Raw genomic sequence first — 14,550 nt, forward strand, 5'->3', positions numbered from 1 at the left:
AACACCGACCCCAAGCCCTACATCTGGACCAAGACCGCGGACGAGATCCTCGAACGCCTCGCCTCATATCTGAACAGAATTCCTGACTCAGAAGACTAGCCGGCGCGCAGGCGCTCGCGCGCCTCCATCAGTGCGAAGCCGAGTAGGTTCAGCCCCCGCCAGCGGGCCGGGTCCGTCGCACGCGGGTCGTCGGCGGCGAGACCGATGCCCCACACGCGGTCCAGCGGGCTCGCCTCCACCAGGACACGGCCGCCGGTGCCCAGCAGGAACGCCCGCAGCGCGGCGTCGGAGGCGAACTTGTGGACGCTGCCCTCGACGACGATCCCGAAGCGCTCCCGCTCCCACACCGTCTCGTCGAACCCCCGCACCAGCCGCCCCGCCTTCTTCGCCTCCGCGGGCGTCCGGGACGACAGCGCGGCCCGCTCCGCCTCCTCGTCCCCGAAGAGCCGGGCCTTGGCCGCCATCATCCAGTGCTCGGCCGTCGCGTACCGCACTCCGCCGACCTCGAACGGTGACTCCCACCACTGGCTCAGACAGCTCGCCGAGAGCTGCCCGTCCGGCCTCGGCCGGTGTCCCCAGAAGTGCAGCCACTTGACCTTTTCACCCTTGCTGACCTGCTCCGTCAGCGTGTCGATCGTCCCCATGCACGGGATTCTGGCAGTCGCCACGGACACTCCGTACTGTCATTGTGCCGACCCCTCGACACATGGTCGACCGATTCCGTCGCGTAACCAAAAGGCAACAACGGAATCACTTGTTGGCCTGGTGGAGCTCTGTCAGGATCGGCACTCAATTCGAGCTGGAACAACGGAGAGCGTCATGGGCAACCGCTTCCAGGTGACGGACCGCTTCGCGGACGGCGCACAGTACATCGGCGGGCGTCTGCGGCCCGGGACCTCGGGTGAGGAACACAGCGTCGTCGACCCGTCCACGGGCGAGAGCGTCCACACCTACGCACTCGCCTCCACGGCGGACGTCGACGCCGCCGTCGCCGCCGCGAAGGACGCGTTCCCGGGCTGGGCCGGTGCCACCCCCGGCGAGCGCTCGGACGCGCTGCACCGGTTCGCCGGGGTCCTCGCCGAGCGCGCCGAGGACTTCGCACGCGTGGAGTCCCTCCAGTGCGGCAAGCCCATCAAGCTGTCCACCGAGTTCGACGTACCGGGCACGGTCGACAACACCGCCTTCTTCGCCGGGGCGGCCCGCCACCTCCAGGGCCAGTCGGCCGGCGAGTACAGCGGTGACCACACCTCGTACGTACGGCGCGAGCCGATCGGCGTCGTCGGCTCCATCGCCCCCTGGAACTACCCGCTCCAGATGGCCGCGTGGAAGATCCTCCCGGCGATCGCCGCCGGCAACACGATCGTCCTGAAGCCGGCCGAACTCACCCCGCTCACCTCGCTGATGTTCGCCCAGGCGGCCACCGACGCCGGCATCCCCGACGGTGTCGTCAACATCGTCAACGGCGCCGGCCGCACCGCGGGCGAACACCTCGTGGGCCACCCGGACGTGGTCATGACCTCGTTCACCGGCTCCACCGCGGTCGGCAAGCGGGTCGCCGAGATCGCCACGTCCACCGTGAAGCGGCTCCACCTCGAACTCGGCGGCAAGGCCCCCTTCGTGGTCTTCGACGACGCCGACCTGGAGGCCGCCGCCCACGGCGCCGTCGCCGCCTCGCTCATCAACACGGGCCAGGACTGCACCGCCGCCACGCGCGCGTACGTCCAGCGCCCGCTCTTCGACGCCTTCGTGGCCCGCGTCGCCGAACTCATGGAGACCGTCCGCCTGGGCGACCCCTTCGACCCCTCCACCGACCTGGGCCCGCTGATCAGCCACGCCCAGCGCGACCGGGTCGCCGCCTTCGTCGACCGCGCCCGCGGCTACGCCACCGTCGTCACCGGCGGCGAGGCCCCGGGCGGGGAGCTGAAGAACGGCGCGTACTACCGTCCGACCCTGATCACCGGCGCCGCGCAGGACAGCGAGGTCGTGCAGTCGGAGATCTTCGGACCGGTCCTGGTGGCCCTGCCCTTCGACGGCGACGACGAGGGCATCCGGCTCGCCAACGACACCCCCTACGGCCTCGCCGCCTCCGCCTGGACCCGCGAGGTCTTCCGGGCGAACCGCGCCACCCGCGAGATCAAGGCGGGCTGCGTCTGGGTCAACGACCACATCCCGATCATCAGCGAGATGCCGCACGGCGGCTACAAGGCGTCCGGGTTCGGCAAGGACATGTCGGCGTATTCCTTCGAGGAGTACACGCAGGTCAAGCACGTGATGTACGACAACACCGCGGTGGCCCGGAAGGACTGGCACCGCACGATCTTCGGAGACCGGTAGTCCTCCCCAACCCCCGAGAGGCACAGCGCATGGAGCAGTACGAGCACGACAGCCTGTCCCCCGCGCAACTCGCCGCGATGCGGCGCAGTCTGACGAGCGGCCGGGGCGCCCTCACCCGCCGTTCGATGCTGCGCGCCGGAGGCGTCGGCGCGCTCACGGTCGGCGGCCTCACGGCCCTGACCGCCTGTGGAATCCCGCCGGCCAAGCGGGAGGGCCAGGGCGGCCCCGCGTCCACGGACTTCTCGGCCACGGAGAAGCGGCTCGCCTTCTCCAACTGGACCGAGTACATGGACGTCAGCGAGGACGAGAAGTCCCGCCCCACCCTGGAGGCGTTCACCAAGCGCACCGGGATCGACGTCAAGTACACCGAGGACATCAACGACAACGTCGAGTTCTTCGGCAAGATCAAACCGCAGCTCGCGGCCGGCCAGGACACCGGCCGCGACCTGATCTGCGTCACCGACTGGCTCGCGGCGCGCATCATCCGGCTCGGCTGGGCGCAGAAGCTCGACCCGTCGAACCTGCCCAACGCCTACGCGAACCTCTCCGCGCAGTTCCGCCGCCCCGACTGGGACCCGGGCCGTGCCTACTCGTACCCGTGGACCGGCATATCCACCGTCATCGCCTACAACTCCAAGGCGACGGGCGGCAAGAAGGTCGACTCCGTCACCCAGCTCCTCGACGACCCCTCCCTCAAGGGCCGCGTCGGCTTCCTCACCGAGATGCGCGACTCCGTCGGCATGACCCTGCTCGACATGGGCAAGGACCCGGGGAAGTTCACCGACGCCGAGTACGACCAGGCGATCGGCCGGCTGCAGAAGGGCGTCGACAAGAAGCAGATCCGGCGCTTCACCGGCAACGACTACACCTCCGACCTGGACAAGGGCGACCTCGCGGCCTGCCTCGCCTGGGCCGGTGACGTCATCCAGCTGCAGGCCGACAACCCGGACATCAAGTTCGCCATCCCGTCCGCCGGTTACATCACCTCCAGCGACAACCTGCTGGTCCCGGCGAAGGCGCGCCACAAGGCCAACGCGGAGAAGCTCATCGACTACTACTACGAGCTCCCGGTCGCCGCGCAGCTGGCCGCGTACATCAACTACGTCTGCCCGGTCGACGGGGTGAAGGACGAACTCACCAAGATCGACCCGGAGCTGGCGAACAACACGCTGATCCTGCCGGACAAGGCCATGGCGGCGAAGTCGCACGCCTTCCGCTCGCTGACCAGCGAGGAAGAGACGGCGTACGAGGAGAAGTTCGCCAAGCTCATCGGTGCCTGAGAACCGTCGTCCACCTCTTACGAACCTGGGATCGCAACCCATGACTGACAAGACTGCTCACACGGGAAAGACCACGGGCGGCGGCGACGTCCGCCTCACCGGGATCAGCAAGACCTACGGCTCCTTCACCGCCGTCCACCCGCTCGACCTGACCATCCCGCAGGGCTCGTTCTTCGCCCTCCTCGGCGCCTCCGGCTGCGGCAAGACCACCACGCTGCGCATGATCGCCGGCCTGGAGGACCCCACCAGCGGCACCGTGTCCCTCGGCGAGAAGGACGTCACGGACCTCCCGCCGTACAAGAGGCCGGTCAACACCGTCTTCCAGTCCTACGCGCTCTTCCCGCACATGGACGTCCACGAGAACATCGCCTTCGGTCTGCGCCGACGGGGCATCACGTCGGTCAAGAAGCAGGTCGACGACATGCTGGAGCTCGTCCAGCTCGGGGACAAGGCCCGGCACAAGCCGCACCAGCTCTCCGGCGGCCAGCAGCAGCGCGTCGCCGTGGCCCGCGCGCTCATCAACCACCCGCAGGTCCTCCTCCTCGACGAGCCCCTCGGCGCCCTCGACCTCAAGCTCCGCCGCCAGATGCAGCTGGAGCTCAAGCGCATCCAGACCGAGGTCGGCATCACCTTCGTCCACGTCACCCACGACCAGGAGGAGGCCATGACCATGGCCGACCAGGTCGCGGTCATGAACGGCGGCCGGGTCGAGCAGCTCGGCGCCCCCGCCGACCTGTACGAGAACCCGCGCACCACGTTCGTGGCGAACTTCCTCGGCACCTCCAACCTCATCGAGGCCGAGGTCGTCGAGCACGGCGGCTCCGACCTGGTCGTGACGGCGGGCGGCGGCAAGCTCCGGCTGCCCGCGGACCGCTGTTCGGCGACCGTACGCACCGGAGGCAAGGTCCTCGTGGGAGTGCGGCCCGAGAAGATCTCGCTCGCGCACGCCGATGACGCGGGGAAGATCGCCGACGGCCGCAACAAGGTCACCGGCCGGATAGCCGACTCCTCCTTCATCGGCGTCTCCACCCAGTACGTGGTGAACTCGCCGGCGGGGGCGGAGCTCCAGATCTACGAGCAGAACATCGAGCGCGACGCCCGCCTGGTTCCCGGGGCCGAGGTCGTCCTGCACTGGAACCCGGCGCACACCTTCGGACTCGACGCCGCGCAGGACATCGACGCGGGCGTGGAGACGGTGGAGGACGCCGGATGAGCACCTCCACCCTCACCAAGGAGGAGGAGACCGCGCCGGCCGCAGCACCGCTGACGCGCAAGCCCTCCACCCGCAAGCGGCTCGTCCCGTACTGGCTGCTGCTGCCGGGCATCATCTGGCTGCTCGTCTTCTTCGCGCTGCCGATGGTCTACCAGGCGTCCACCTCGGTGCAGACCGGCTCGCTGGAGAAGGGCTTCGAGGTCACCTGGCACTTCCAGACGTACTGGGACGCCTTCCAGGAGTACTGGCCGCAGTTCGTCCGCTCGCTGCTGTACGCCGGTACGGCCACGCTGCTCTGTCTGCTCCTCGGCTATCCGCTGGCGTACCTGATCGCCTTCAAGGCCGGCCGCTGGCGCAACCTCCTGCTCGTCCTCGTCATCGCGCCCTTCTTCACCAGCTTCCTCATCCGGACGCTGGCCTGGAAGACGATCCTCGCCGACGACAGCCTGGTGGTCGACGCGCTGAACGCGCTGCACGTCCTGGACGTGACCAGCTGGCTCGGCTGGACCGAGGGCGACCGGGTCCTCGCCACCCCGATGGCGGTGGTCTGCGGTCTGACCTACAACTTCCTGCCGTTCATGATCCTGCCCCTCTACACCTCGCTGGAGCGGATCGACGGCCGGCTGCACGAGGCGGCGCAGGACCTCTACGCCTCGCCCGCCACCACCTTCCGCAAGGTGACGTTCCCGCTGTCGATGCCGGGCGTCGTCTCCGGCACCCTGCTCACCTTCATCCCCGCCAGCGGCGACTACGTCAACGCCGAACTCCTCGGCTCGACCGACACCAAGATGGTCGGCAACGTCATCCAGTCGCAGTTCCTGCGGGTCCTCGACTATCCGACGGCCGCCGCGCTGTCCTTCATCCTCATGGCGATCGTGCTGTTCATGGTCACCGTCTACATCCGCCGTGCGGGAACGGAGGACCTGGTCTGATGCGTTGGGTACGCCGGAACCTCGTCGTCATCGCGGGCCTGCTGACGCTCGCGTACATGATCCTGCCGAACATCGTCGTGATGGTGTTCTCGTTCAACAAGCCGAACGGGCGGTTCAACTACGCCTGGCAGCGCTTCTCCCTCGACGCCTGGAAGGACCCCTGCGGCGTCGCCGACATGTGCGAGTCGCTGTCGCTCTCGCTCCAGCTCGCCGCCTGGGCGACGGTCGGCGCGGTGATCCTCGGCACGATGATCGCCTTCGCGCTGGTCCGCTACCGCTTCCGGGCACGCGGCGCGATCAACTCGCTGATCTTCCTGCCGATGGCCATGCCCGAGGTCGTGATGGCCGCCTCGCTGCTCACCCTCTTCCTCAACATGGGCATCGAGCTCGGCTTCTGGACCGTCCTGATCGCCCACATCATGTTCTGTCTGTCCTTCGTGGTGACGGCCGTCAAGGCGCGTGTGATGTCGATGGACCCCCGTCTGGAGGAGGCCGCGCGCGACCTCTACGCCGGCCCGGTGCAGACCTTCGTACGCGTCACCCTGCCGATCGCCGCCCCCGGAATCGCCGCCGGAGCGCTGCTCGCCTTCGCGCTCTCCTTCGACGACTTCATCATCACCAACTTCAACGCGGGCTCGACCGTGACCTTCCCCATGTTCGTCTGGGGCTCGGCACAGCGCGGCACGCCCGTCCAGATCAACGTCATCGGCACCGCGATGTTCATCATTGCCGTACTGGTGGTGGTAGCCGGACAGATCGTCGCGAACCGGCGCAAGAAAACAGCGACAAGCTGAGTACGACCTGAGCAAGCCCTGAAGGAGTTGGAAACCATGGCCCCAGTCGCCATGCGTCTCGCTGCACAATCTCTCTCCGACGCCCAGCCCGTCCCCTTCTGGCTGGAAGACCCCGGCAAGCCCGGAGCCCTGCCCGCCCTCACGGCCACCGAGAAGTGCGATCTCCTCGTCGTCGGCGGCGGATACAGCGGACTGTGGACCGCGCTCCTCGCCAAGGAGCGCGACCCCTCCAGGGATGTCGTCCTGATCGAAGGCCGCGAGGTGGGCTGGGCCGCCTCGGGCCGCAACGGCGGCTTCTGCGCCGCCTCCCTCACCCACGGCTTCGGCAACGGACTCGCCCGCTGGCCGGGCGAGCTGCCGAAGCTGGAGCAGCTCGGCGAGCGCAACCTCGACGCCATCGAGGCCGCGGTCGCCCGCTACGCGCTCGACTGCGACTTCGAGCGCACCGGCGAGATCGACGTCGCCACCGAGCCGCACCAGGTGGAGGAACTCACCGAGGTGTACGCGGAGATCGAGCGGCTCGGTCTCGCGGACGGGCTCGACCTGCTCGACGGCGACGCGGTCCGCGCGGAGGTCGACTCCCCGACCTTCCTCGGCGGCCTGTGGGACCGGCGCGGCGTCGCGATGCTCAACCCCGCCAAGCTGGCGTGGGGCCTCAAGCGGGCCTGCGCCGACCTCGGCGTGCGGATCTACGAGAACACCCCCGGCCTCGAACTCGTCGCGGTCGGCGCGGGCATGGGCGTGCGCACCCCGTACGGCAGGGTCCTCGCCCGCCGGGTCGCGCTCGGCACCAACGTCTTCCCCTCGCTGGTCAAGCGGGTCCGGCACTACACCGTCCCGGTCTACGACTACGCCCTGATGACCGAGCCGCTCTCGCCCGAGCAGCTCGCCGCCGTCGGCTGGAAGAACCGGCAGGGGCTCGGCGACAGCGCCAACCAGTTCCACTACTTCCGGATCACCGCCGACAACCGGATCCTGTGGGGCGGCTACGACGCGATCTACCGCTTCGGCGGCAAGGTCAGCGCCGAGATGGACCACCGGCCGGAGACGTATCTGAAGCTCGCCGAGCACTTCTTCCACTGCTTCCCGCAGCTGGAGGGGGTCCGCTTCAGCCACGCCTGGGGCGGCGCGATCGACACCTGCTCGCGCTTCTCCGCCTTCTTCGGCACCGCCCACCGGGGCAAGGTCGCCTACGCGGCGGGCTTCACCGGCCTCGGCGTGGGCGCCACCCGCTTCGGCGGCGACGTGATGCTGGACCTGCTGGCCGGTGAGCGCACGGAGCGCACGGAGCTGGAGATGGTCCGCTCCAAGCCGCTCCCGTTCCCGCCGGAGCCGATCGCCTGGGCCGGCATCGGGATCACCAAATGGTCGATGGCGCGGGCCGACGAGAACGGTGGCCGGCGCAATCTGTGGCTGAAGGCGATGGACCGCCTGGGCCTGGGCTTCGACAGCTGAGCCCACGGCGGTCCGGCGGGGTCACGGAGTCTTCCGTGGCCCCGCCGCGCCGTCCGCGCCGCCCACTTCGGCGAGCTGGCCCTCTCCCTCGGTGTCCAGGTGCGGCAGGATGCGGTCCAGCCAGCGCGGGGTCCACCACGCCTTCGGCCCGAGCAGCGTCATCACGGCCGGCACCAGCAGCAGCCGCGCGACCGTCGCGTCGATGAGCACGCTCGCGGCCAGACCGAGCCCCATCATCTTGATGACGATGTTGTCGCTGACGATGAAGGCCGCGAAGACGCTCACCATGATGAGCGCCGCGCAGGTGATGACGCGGGCCGTGATCTCCAGGGCGTGCGCGACACTCGCCTTCGCGTCGCCGGTGCGCAGCCACGCCTCGTGGACGCGGGACAGCAGGAAGATCTCGTAGTCCATGCTCAGACCGAAGACGATGGCGAACATCATCATCGGCACGTAGCTCTCGATGGGCACGTCCCCGGACACACCGAGCGCCGGGCCGCCCCAGCCCCACTGGAAGACGGCGACCACCACGCCGTACGAGGCGCCGATCGACAGCAGGTTGAGGATGGCGGCCTTGGCGGCGACGAGGGGCCCGCGGAAGACCACCAGGATGACGAGGAACGCCAGGGCGACGACCACGGCGATGATCAGCGGCAGCCGGCTGGAGACGATGTCGAGGAAGTCGACCTGCGAGGCCGTCGTGCCGGTGACGTACGTGGATGCCTGGGTGCCGCTGACGGCCTGGGGCAGGACGTTGTCGACGAGGTTGTTGTTCAGCTCCGTGGTCCGCTCGTCCTGCGGGGCCGCCACCGAGTAGGCGGTGGCGATCAGGACGTCCCCGTCCGAGGTCGGCTTCAGCTGGGTGATCAGGGCGGCGTTCGGTACGTCGGTGAGGGCCTTCTGGGCCTGCGAGGCGAGCGCGGACCGGTCGGATTCCGGTACGGAGGTCTGGTCGATCACCAGGGTCAGCGGCCCGTTGGAGCCGGGCCCGAAGGCCGAGGACATCAGGTCGAAGGCGCGCCGGTCGGTGAAGGACTTCGGGTCGGCTCCGTCGCCGATGTGCCCGAGCTGCATGAAGAACATGGGAATGGCGAGCACCACCAGGATGACGACGCCCGCGGCCAGGAACCACCACGGGCGCCGTTCGACGCGCTGGGCGTAGCGGTGCCATGCCCCGTGCTCCTCGCCGTCCTGGATGTCGGTCTCCGCGATCGGCTTGCGCACCCGCAGCTTGTCGATCCGCCGCCCGATCAGCCCGAGCATCGCCGGGACGAGCGTCAGCGCGCCGAGGACGGCGGTGACGACGGTGGACGTCGCGGCGAGTCCCAGCAGTCCGATGAAGCTGAGTCCGGAGACCCACAGACCGGAGAGGGCGATGACGACCGTGCACCCCGACACGAGGACCGCCCGGCCGCTGGTGGCGGTCGACGCCCCGGCGGCGGTCTCCGGATCCGCGCCGTTGATCAGCAACTGGCGGTGACGGGTGATCAGGAAGAGCGCGTAGTCGATGCCGACGCCGATGCCGATCATCGTGGCCAGGGTCGGGGAGACGGTCGCGAAGGTCCACACGGCGGCGAGCAGCCCGAGCACCGCGAGCCCGCAGAGGGCCGCGAAGAGGGCGGTGATCAGCGGAAGGACGGCCGCGAGCACGCTGCCGAAGCCGATCAGGAGCACCACGATCGCGACCCCGAACCCGATCGCCTCGCTGAGCCGGTCGTTGGGTTCCGGGCGGGCCAGCTCGCCCAGCGAGCCGCCGTACTCGACCTCCACCCCGGCGGCGCGCAGCGGCGCCACGGCGCTGTCCACGCCGTCCAGGTAGGAGGCGTCGAAAGTCGAGGGCTGGACGCTGAAACGCATCGTGATGTAGGCGGTCTTGCCGTCCGTGGAGAGCGGGCCGGGGTTCGGCGTCCCCGGCGGGACGCTCGGCGGCGGGGTGCCGGGCGCCGGCAGCGGGTTCTGCACGCTCAGGACGTCCGGCAGCTTTCCGAGCGAGGTGACCGCCTCGGAGATCTGGTCGCTCACCTCGGTGAGCGGCTTCGCGGAGTCGTACAGCACCACCTGGGCGCTGTAGCCGCCGGCGGCCGGCTCGTGCTCCCGCAGCACGTCGAGCCCCTCCGCGGACTGCGTGCCGGGCAGCGCGTAGTTGTCGGAGTACTCGCCGCCGTACGCGTGATCGAGGGCCGTCAGGCCCGCCAGCCCGACGATCCACGCGGCGATGACGATGACGAAGTGGCGCGCCGACCACGCGCCGAGCCGCCACAGCAGCCCCTTCTTGCCGGTGCTTCGACTGCCGGGTGCGGTACCCGAAGACGGCGGGAAGGGCATGGGAACTCCCGTGGTGAGCGCGGCGCGGAGGCCCATCCGAACACGCGGGGGCGGGCGAGCGGCGGAAGCCACCGATCAGGCCCACCGCCGTCCACCCGATCGGCTGTGTCCCGGCACCCGTCGGACCCCGTGCACGCGCCGGGTGCGCGCCCCCGCGCACTCCAGTCGGTGGCCATGTGACCCAGTTCACTGCCGACTCGTGGCCCGAACCCGCGTAATGATCGTCGCCCACCCCGCTCTCTGCGTGTGGACGACGCGTCCGCACACGGAATGGAGGCCAAGGCGATGACCGGTTCGGGGGCCAGGACCGCGGTGGAGTGGCTGGCATCGGTGGCACCGGATCCCGACGCCTGCCGCTGGGAATGGGAGCGCAACCCGCACGGTGTGGCTCTGTTGCCCGCCGGCAGGCGCTGGGACGTGCTCATCCTGTCGGGGGAGCTCGGCTGCCCCACGCTCGACGTGCTGACCCGGCTGGTGGCTCGGCCCGGTCCGGTCCTCGCCGACTTCGGTGAGGCCCGTACGGGGTTCTTCGTGCCGCCCGGCACGGCCGCGCGCTGGCTCGGTACGGGGGTGCGCGGCGCCGGACGCGGCACCTGGATCGTCGTCCCCTACCCGGGCCGGGTGGCCGGCGGCGTGCGCTGGCTGATCCCGCCCGACGGGAGCGGGACGCTCAACGACGCCTCGCTCCTGGAGCTGGCGATGCACGAGGCGGTGGGCCGGCTGGCGCGGAGGCGAGGGGAACAGAGGTCTTGACCACTTGATTGGTCTGGACCATGCTGTGGCGCGCTCCACCTCGATTCCCCCACCCCCGGAGGCAGTTGTGGACCGCACCAGACCCCTCACCCTTCTGCTGGCGGGCGTGCTCGCCGCCGGCGGGCTCGTCTCCCTCACCCCCGCGGCCCAGGCCGCCGACTCCGAACTCGCACGGAACGGCGGCTTCGAATCCGGTCTCGACGGCTGGAGCTGCTCGGCGGGCAGCGGAGCCGTCGTCACGTCACCCGTGCACGGCGGGACGAAGGCGCTGCAGGCCACGCCCGCCGGCAGCGACCACGCCAAGTGCTCCCAGACCGTCACGGTCAAGCCGAACTCGGCCTACACGCTGAGCGGCTGGGTGCGCGGCAGCTACGTCTACCTCGGCGCGTCCGGGACCGGCACCACCGACGTCTCCGCCTGGACCCAGTCCGCCCCCGACTGGCAGCGGCTGAGCACCACGTTCACCACCGGGGCCTCGACGACCTCCGTGACGATCCACACCCACGGCTGGTACGGCACCGGCGCCTACCACGCCGACGACATCTCCCTGATCGGCCCCGGCGGAGACCCCGTCCAGATACCGGCCACACCCACCGGTCTCGCCGCGGGCTCCCCGACCTCCACCTCCGTGCCGCTGTCCTGGCCCGCCGTCTCCGGCGCCACCTCGTACAAGGTCTACCGGGGCGGAACCCTCGCGGGGACCGTCACCGGCACCTCGTACACCGCGACCGGCCTCACGCCCTCCACCTCGTACAGCTTCCAGGTCTCGGCGGTGAACAGCGCCGGCGAGTCCGCGAAGTCCACGGCCGTCTCCGCGACCACGACATCCGGCGGCGGAGGCAGCGGCGGCGACCTCCCCGCCCACGCGCTCGTCGGCTACCTCCACGCCAGCTTCGCCAACGGCTCCGGCTACACCAGGATGGCCGACGTCCCCGACTCCTGGGACGTCATCAACCTCGCCTTCGGCGAGCCGACCTCGGTGACCTCCGGCGACATCCGCTTCTCCCTCTGCCCGGCCGCCGAATGCCCGAACGTGGAGTCCCTCGCGGACTTCAAGGCGGCGATCAAGGCCAAGCAGGCCGCCGGCAAGAAGGTCCTCATCTCCATCGGCGGCCAGAACGGCCAGGTCCAGCTCTCCACCACGGCCGCCCGCGACGCCTTCGTCTCCTCCGTCTCGAAGATCATCGACGAGTACGGACTCGACGGCCTGGACATCGACTTCGAGGGCCACTCCCTCTCGCTGCAGACCGGTGACACCGACTTCCGCAACCCCACCAGCCCCGTGATCGTCCATCTCATCTCGGCGGTCAAGTCGCTGAAGGCGAAGTACGGTTCCGACTTCGTCCTGACGATGGCCCCGGAGACCTTCTTCGTCCAGCTCGGCTACCAGTTCTACGGCTCCGGCCAGTGGGGCGGCCAGGACCCCCGGGCCGGCGCCTACCTCCCCGTCATCCACGCCCTGCGCGACGACCTCACCCTGCTCCACGTCCAGGACTACAACTCGGGCCCGATCATGGGCCTCGACAACCAGTACCACTCCATGGGCGGCGCGGACTTCCACATCGCCATGACCGACATGCTCCTCACCGGCTTCCCGGTCGCCGGCAACGCCGAGCGCTTCTTCCCGGCGCTCCGTCCCGAGCAGGTCGCCATCGGCCTCCCGGCCTCGACGCAGGCGGGCAACGGCCACACCACGCCGTCCGAGGTGAACAAGGCCCTGGACTGCCTGACGAAGAAGACGAACTGCGGCAGCTACCAGACGCACGGCACCTGGCCCGCGCTGCGCGGCCTGATGACCTGGTCCGTCAACTGGGACCGCTTCAACGGCTGGGAGTTCAGCCGGAACTTCGACGCCTACCGCTGGAGCTGACGGCCGGACCCCGGCCGGTGACCGTCCGTCCGGCGACGCGACCGCTCGCGTGGCCGGACGGACGGTGAACCCCTCGTCCTCGCCTCCGGGGAGGCGGCGGCGCGGTCGGGTTCAGCCGGTGGTCGCCGTACGCGCCGTCAGCTCCGCCCGGCGCAGGGCCCGGACCATCGCCGGCAGGTCCGGAGCGCTCCCGTCCTCGGGCCGGGCGAAGGACTCCAGCAGCTCCGGCGTCAGCCGGTACCCCTCGGCGTGGTCCATCAGCGTCCCGGCGGCCCCGTCCACGTCGTGCCGGACGTGGTCCGCCAGCAGACCCAGGGCGTCCGCACGGTCGACGAAACGGCTCATCCCGCAGTCGAGGCCGTCGTCGTCCAGGTCGTCGGGGTACGGGGCGCGGTCCCAGGCGCCGTTCTCGAACCAGTAGACGCAGCCCAGTTCATTGCCCTCCAGCCGGTCGCGCAGCTCCTCGTAGGGGAGCCAGTCGGGGCCGCCCGCCAGCATGTCGATCGGCGTCCTGTGCCACTTGACGCCGCTCGACTCGTCCTCGCCGAACAGCACGTACCGGCCCTCGCCCACACGGGAGAACGTCCACCAGGTGCAGCCGCAGTCGTCGAGGTGGAGCCCCTCCTCGTCGATCCAGCAGCCGGTCCTGTACCCCTTCCTCTCCTCCGCCTCGGTGGTCGCCCCCAGTACGGCGACGAGGGCCCAGCGCGCCCACAGCAGCTCCGGGGACGGCAAGTCTCCCGGCAGTCCCGGCCGTTGAATCGTCATCCCGCTCTCCGGATCGTCGGTCACGAACGTGAAGGGCGACCGTACCGCTCGGCGACGACGGGCCAGGTGAGCAGGGGCACGCAGAGCGCGAGCGAGGCCAGCACGTCCAGCGGCCAGTGGTAGCCGCGCAGGATCAGACCGACGCCCGTCAGCGCCGTCAGGACGGCGGCGAGCGGCAGGAGACGGTTCGAGACCAGGAGCGCCGCGCCGAAGTAGGCCACCATCGCCGTCGCCGTGTGGCCCGACGGGTAGTAGCCCGCGGCCCAGGGCTCCAGGGGGCCCGGGCGGGCGGTCCACTCCTTCAGAGGGATGACGAGGGCCGGTACGAGGGCCATGGTGACCCCCGCGCACAGGGCCTCGGCGCGCCGGCCGCGAAGGACCGCGTACGCCATCGCGCATCCGAGGACGGGGAGCGCGACCGTCAGGTTGCCGAGATCGGCGCCGAGTTCGGAGAGCCACCGGGGGACGGTGTCGACCAGAGCGCGCGAGAGGCGTTCGTCGAGCCGGGCGAGCGGGCCCCCGACGAGGACCTGCCAGGTGACGAGGGCGAGGGCGAGGACCGCTGAGAAGACAGCCGGCCTCCCCGGAACAGGGGGGGTGGTTCCGGGGAGGCCGCCTTGACCGGGCCGCCGCGCGCCCCGGGGGGTGTGGGGCGAGCGGCCATCCGATCGGTGAGGAGTTCCGGAGCCGGAGGCTCCAGTGGTGTGCGCGAAGGCACGATCAAGGCGGGGCTGGGGAGGCTCCGCCCTGTTGTCGCTCGCAGTCTCCTGTGAGCGGGGTGTTTCTCTCATCTGCAGAAACCGTACGGCAGAGAAAGGGGGACCGA

The 14,550-nt window shown here is 70.1% G+C and carries 12 protein-coding genes; 8 read left to right on the plus strand and 4 right to left on the minus strand.

Annotation, left to right across the window (positions count from 1 at the left end; all coding sequences use genetic code 11):
- Positions 1-95: 95 nt before the first annotated feature.
- The gene (locus tag AB0D99_RS32935) at positions 96-644 is read right to left on the minus strand and encodes an NADAR family protein (protein ID WP_362370855.1); all 549 of its coding nucleotides are present in this window, start codon (positions 642-644) and stop codon (positions 96-98) included.
- 175 nt (positions 645-819) lie between these two features.
- Here AB0D99_RS32935 and AB0D99_RS32940 point away from each other — a divergent pair, with 175 nt between their 5' ends.
- The 6 genes from AB0D99_RS32940 to AB0D99_RS32965 are packed head-to-tail and all read left to right on the plus strand — an operon-like array spanning position 820 to position 8,008.
- Positions 820-2,334, plus strand: a complete 1,515-nt coding sequence (locus AB0D99_RS32940) for a gamma-aminobutyraldehyde dehydrogenase (protein WP_362370858.1) — start codon at positions 820-822, stop codon at positions 2,332-2,334.
- 29 nt (positions 2,335-2,363) lie between these two features.
- Positions 2,364-3,614, plus strand: a complete 1,251-nt coding sequence (locus AB0D99_RS32945; RefSeq protein ID WP_362370861.1) for a spermidine/putrescine ABC transporter substrate-binding protein — start codon at positions 2,364-2,366, stop codon at positions 3,612-3,614.
- A gap of 40 nt (positions 3,615-3,654) precedes the next feature.
- Positions 3,655-4,827 carry an ABC transporter ATP-binding protein gene (locus AB0D99_RS32950; protein ID WP_362370864.1) on the plus strand — a complete coding sequence of 391 codons (1,173 nt, stop codon included), beginning with the start codon at positions 3,655-3,657 and terminating at the stop codon, positions 4,825-4,827.
- On the plus strand, positions 4,824-5,759 hold the full coding sequence (locus AB0D99_RS32955; protein WP_362370867.1) for an ABC transporter permease: 936 nt from the start codon (positions 4,824-4,826) through the stop codon (positions 5,757-5,759). The genes AB0D99_RS32950 and AB0D99_RS32955 overlap by 4 nt, the downstream gene beginning before the upstream one ends.
- Positions 5,759-6,553, plus strand: a complete 795-nt coding sequence (locus AB0D99_RS32960; protein ID WP_362370870.1) for an ABC transporter permease — start codon at positions 5,759-5,761, stop codon at positions 6,551-6,553. Before AB0D99_RS32955 ends, AB0D99_RS32960 begins: the two co-directional genes overlap by 1 nt.
- 36 nt (positions 6,554-6,589) lie before the next feature.
- On the plus strand, positions 6,590-8,008 hold the full coding sequence (locus tag AB0D99_RS32965; RefSeq protein ID WP_362370872.1) for an FAD-binding oxidoreductase: 1,419 nt from the start codon (positions 6,590-6,592) through the stop codon (positions 8,006-8,008).
- Between the two features lie 21 nt (positions 8,009-8,029).
- Here AB0D99_RS32965 and AB0D99_RS32970 read toward each other — a convergent pair whose 3' ends face one another.
- On the minus strand, positions 8,030-10,333 hold the full coding sequence (locus AB0D99_RS32970) for an MMPL family transporter (protein WP_362370876.1): 2,304 nt from the start codon (positions 10,331-10,333) through the stop codon (positions 8,030-8,032).
- 285 nt (positions 10,334-10,618) lie between these two features.
- On the opposite strand from AB0D99_RS32970, the gene AB0D99_RS32975 reads away from it, so the two are divergent.
- Together AB0D99_RS32975 and AB0D99_RS32980 are read left to right on the plus strand one after the other, a co-directional pair.
- Positions 10,619-11,086 (plus strand): hypothetical protein, encoded by a 468-nt coding sequence (locus AB0D99_RS32975; RefSeq protein WP_362370879.1) that lies wholly within the window; start codon positions 10,619-10,621, stop codon positions 11,084-11,086.
- A gap of 67 nt (positions 11,087-11,153) precedes the next feature.
- Positions 11,154-12,956, plus strand: coding sequence for a glycoside hydrolase family 18 protein (locus AB0D99_RS32980; protein ID WP_362370882.1), 1,803 nt, complete (start codon positions 11,154-11,156; stop codon positions 12,954-12,956).
- A gap of 111 nt (positions 12,957-13,067) precedes the next feature.
- Here AB0D99_RS32980 and AB0D99_RS32985 read toward each other — a convergent pair whose 3' ends face one another.
- Positions 13,068-13,724 carry a hypothetical protein gene (locus AB0D99_RS32985; RefSeq protein WP_362370885.1) on the minus strand — a complete coding sequence of 219 codons (657 nt, stop codon included), beginning with the start codon at positions 13,722-13,724 and terminating at the stop codon, positions 13,068-13,070.
- A gap of 20 nt (positions 13,725-13,744) precedes the next feature.
- Positions 13,745-14,515 carry a phosphatase PAP2 family protein gene (locus tag AB0D99_RS32990; protein ID WP_362370888.1) on the minus strand — a complete coding sequence of 257 codons (771 nt, stop codon included), beginning with the start codon at positions 14,513-14,515 and terminating at the stop codon, positions 13,745-13,747.
- Positions 14,516-14,550: the final 35 nt, after the last annotated feature.

Origin of the sequence: Streptomyces sp. NPDC047971 (genome assembly GCF_040653355.1) — a bacterium.
GTDB lineage: Bacteria > Actinomycetota > Actinomycetes > Streptomycetales > Streptomycetaceae > Streptomyces.

Bases quoted from the DNA above. Each gene is read 5' to 3' on its own strand.
- AB0D99_RS32950 (WP_362370864.1), top strand. From the start codon at position 3,655: ATGACTGACAAGACTGCTCACACGGGAAAGACCACGGGCGGCGGCGAC.
- AB0D99_RS32940 (WP_362370858.1), top strand. From the start codon at position 820: ATGGGCAACCGCTTCCAGGTGACGGACCGCTTCGCGGACGGCGCACAG.
- AB0D99_RS32935 (WP_362370855.1), bottom strand. From the start codon at position 644: ATGGGGACGATCGACACGCTGACGGAGCAGGTCAGCAAGGGTGAAAAG.
- AB0D99_RS32970 (WP_362370876.1), bottom strand. From the start codon at position 10,333: ATGCCCTTCCCGCCGTCTTCGGGTACCGCACCCGGCAGTCGAAGCACC.
- AB0D99_RS32985 (WP_362370885.1), bottom strand. From the start codon at position 13,724: ATGACGATTCAACGGCCGGGACTGCCGGGAGACTTGCCGTCCCCGGAG.
- AB0D99_RS32975 (WP_362370879.1), top strand. From the start codon at position 10,619: ATGACCGGTTCGGGGGCCAGGACCGCGGTGGAGTGGCTGGCATCGGTG.
- AB0D99_RS32955 (WP_362370867.1), top strand. From the start codon at position 4,824: ATGAGCACCTCCACCCTCACCAAGGAGGAGGAGACCGCGCCGGCCGCA.
- AB0D99_RS32990 (WP_362370888.1), bottom strand. From the start codon at position 14,515: ATGAGAGAAACACCCCGCTCACAGGAGACTGCGAGCGACAACAGGGCG.
- AB0D99_RS32960 (WP_362370870.1), top strand. From the start codon at position 5,759: ATGCGTTGGGTACGCCGGAACCTCGTCGTCATCGCGGGCCTGCTGACG.
- AB0D99_RS32965 (WP_362370872.1), top strand. From the start codon at position 6,590: ATGGCCCCAGTCGCCATGCGTCTCGCTGCACAATCTCTCTCCGACGCC.
- AB0D99_RS32945 (WP_362370861.1), top strand. From the start codon at position 2,364: ATGGAGCAGTACGAGCACGACAGCCTGTCCCCCGCGCAACTCGCCGCG.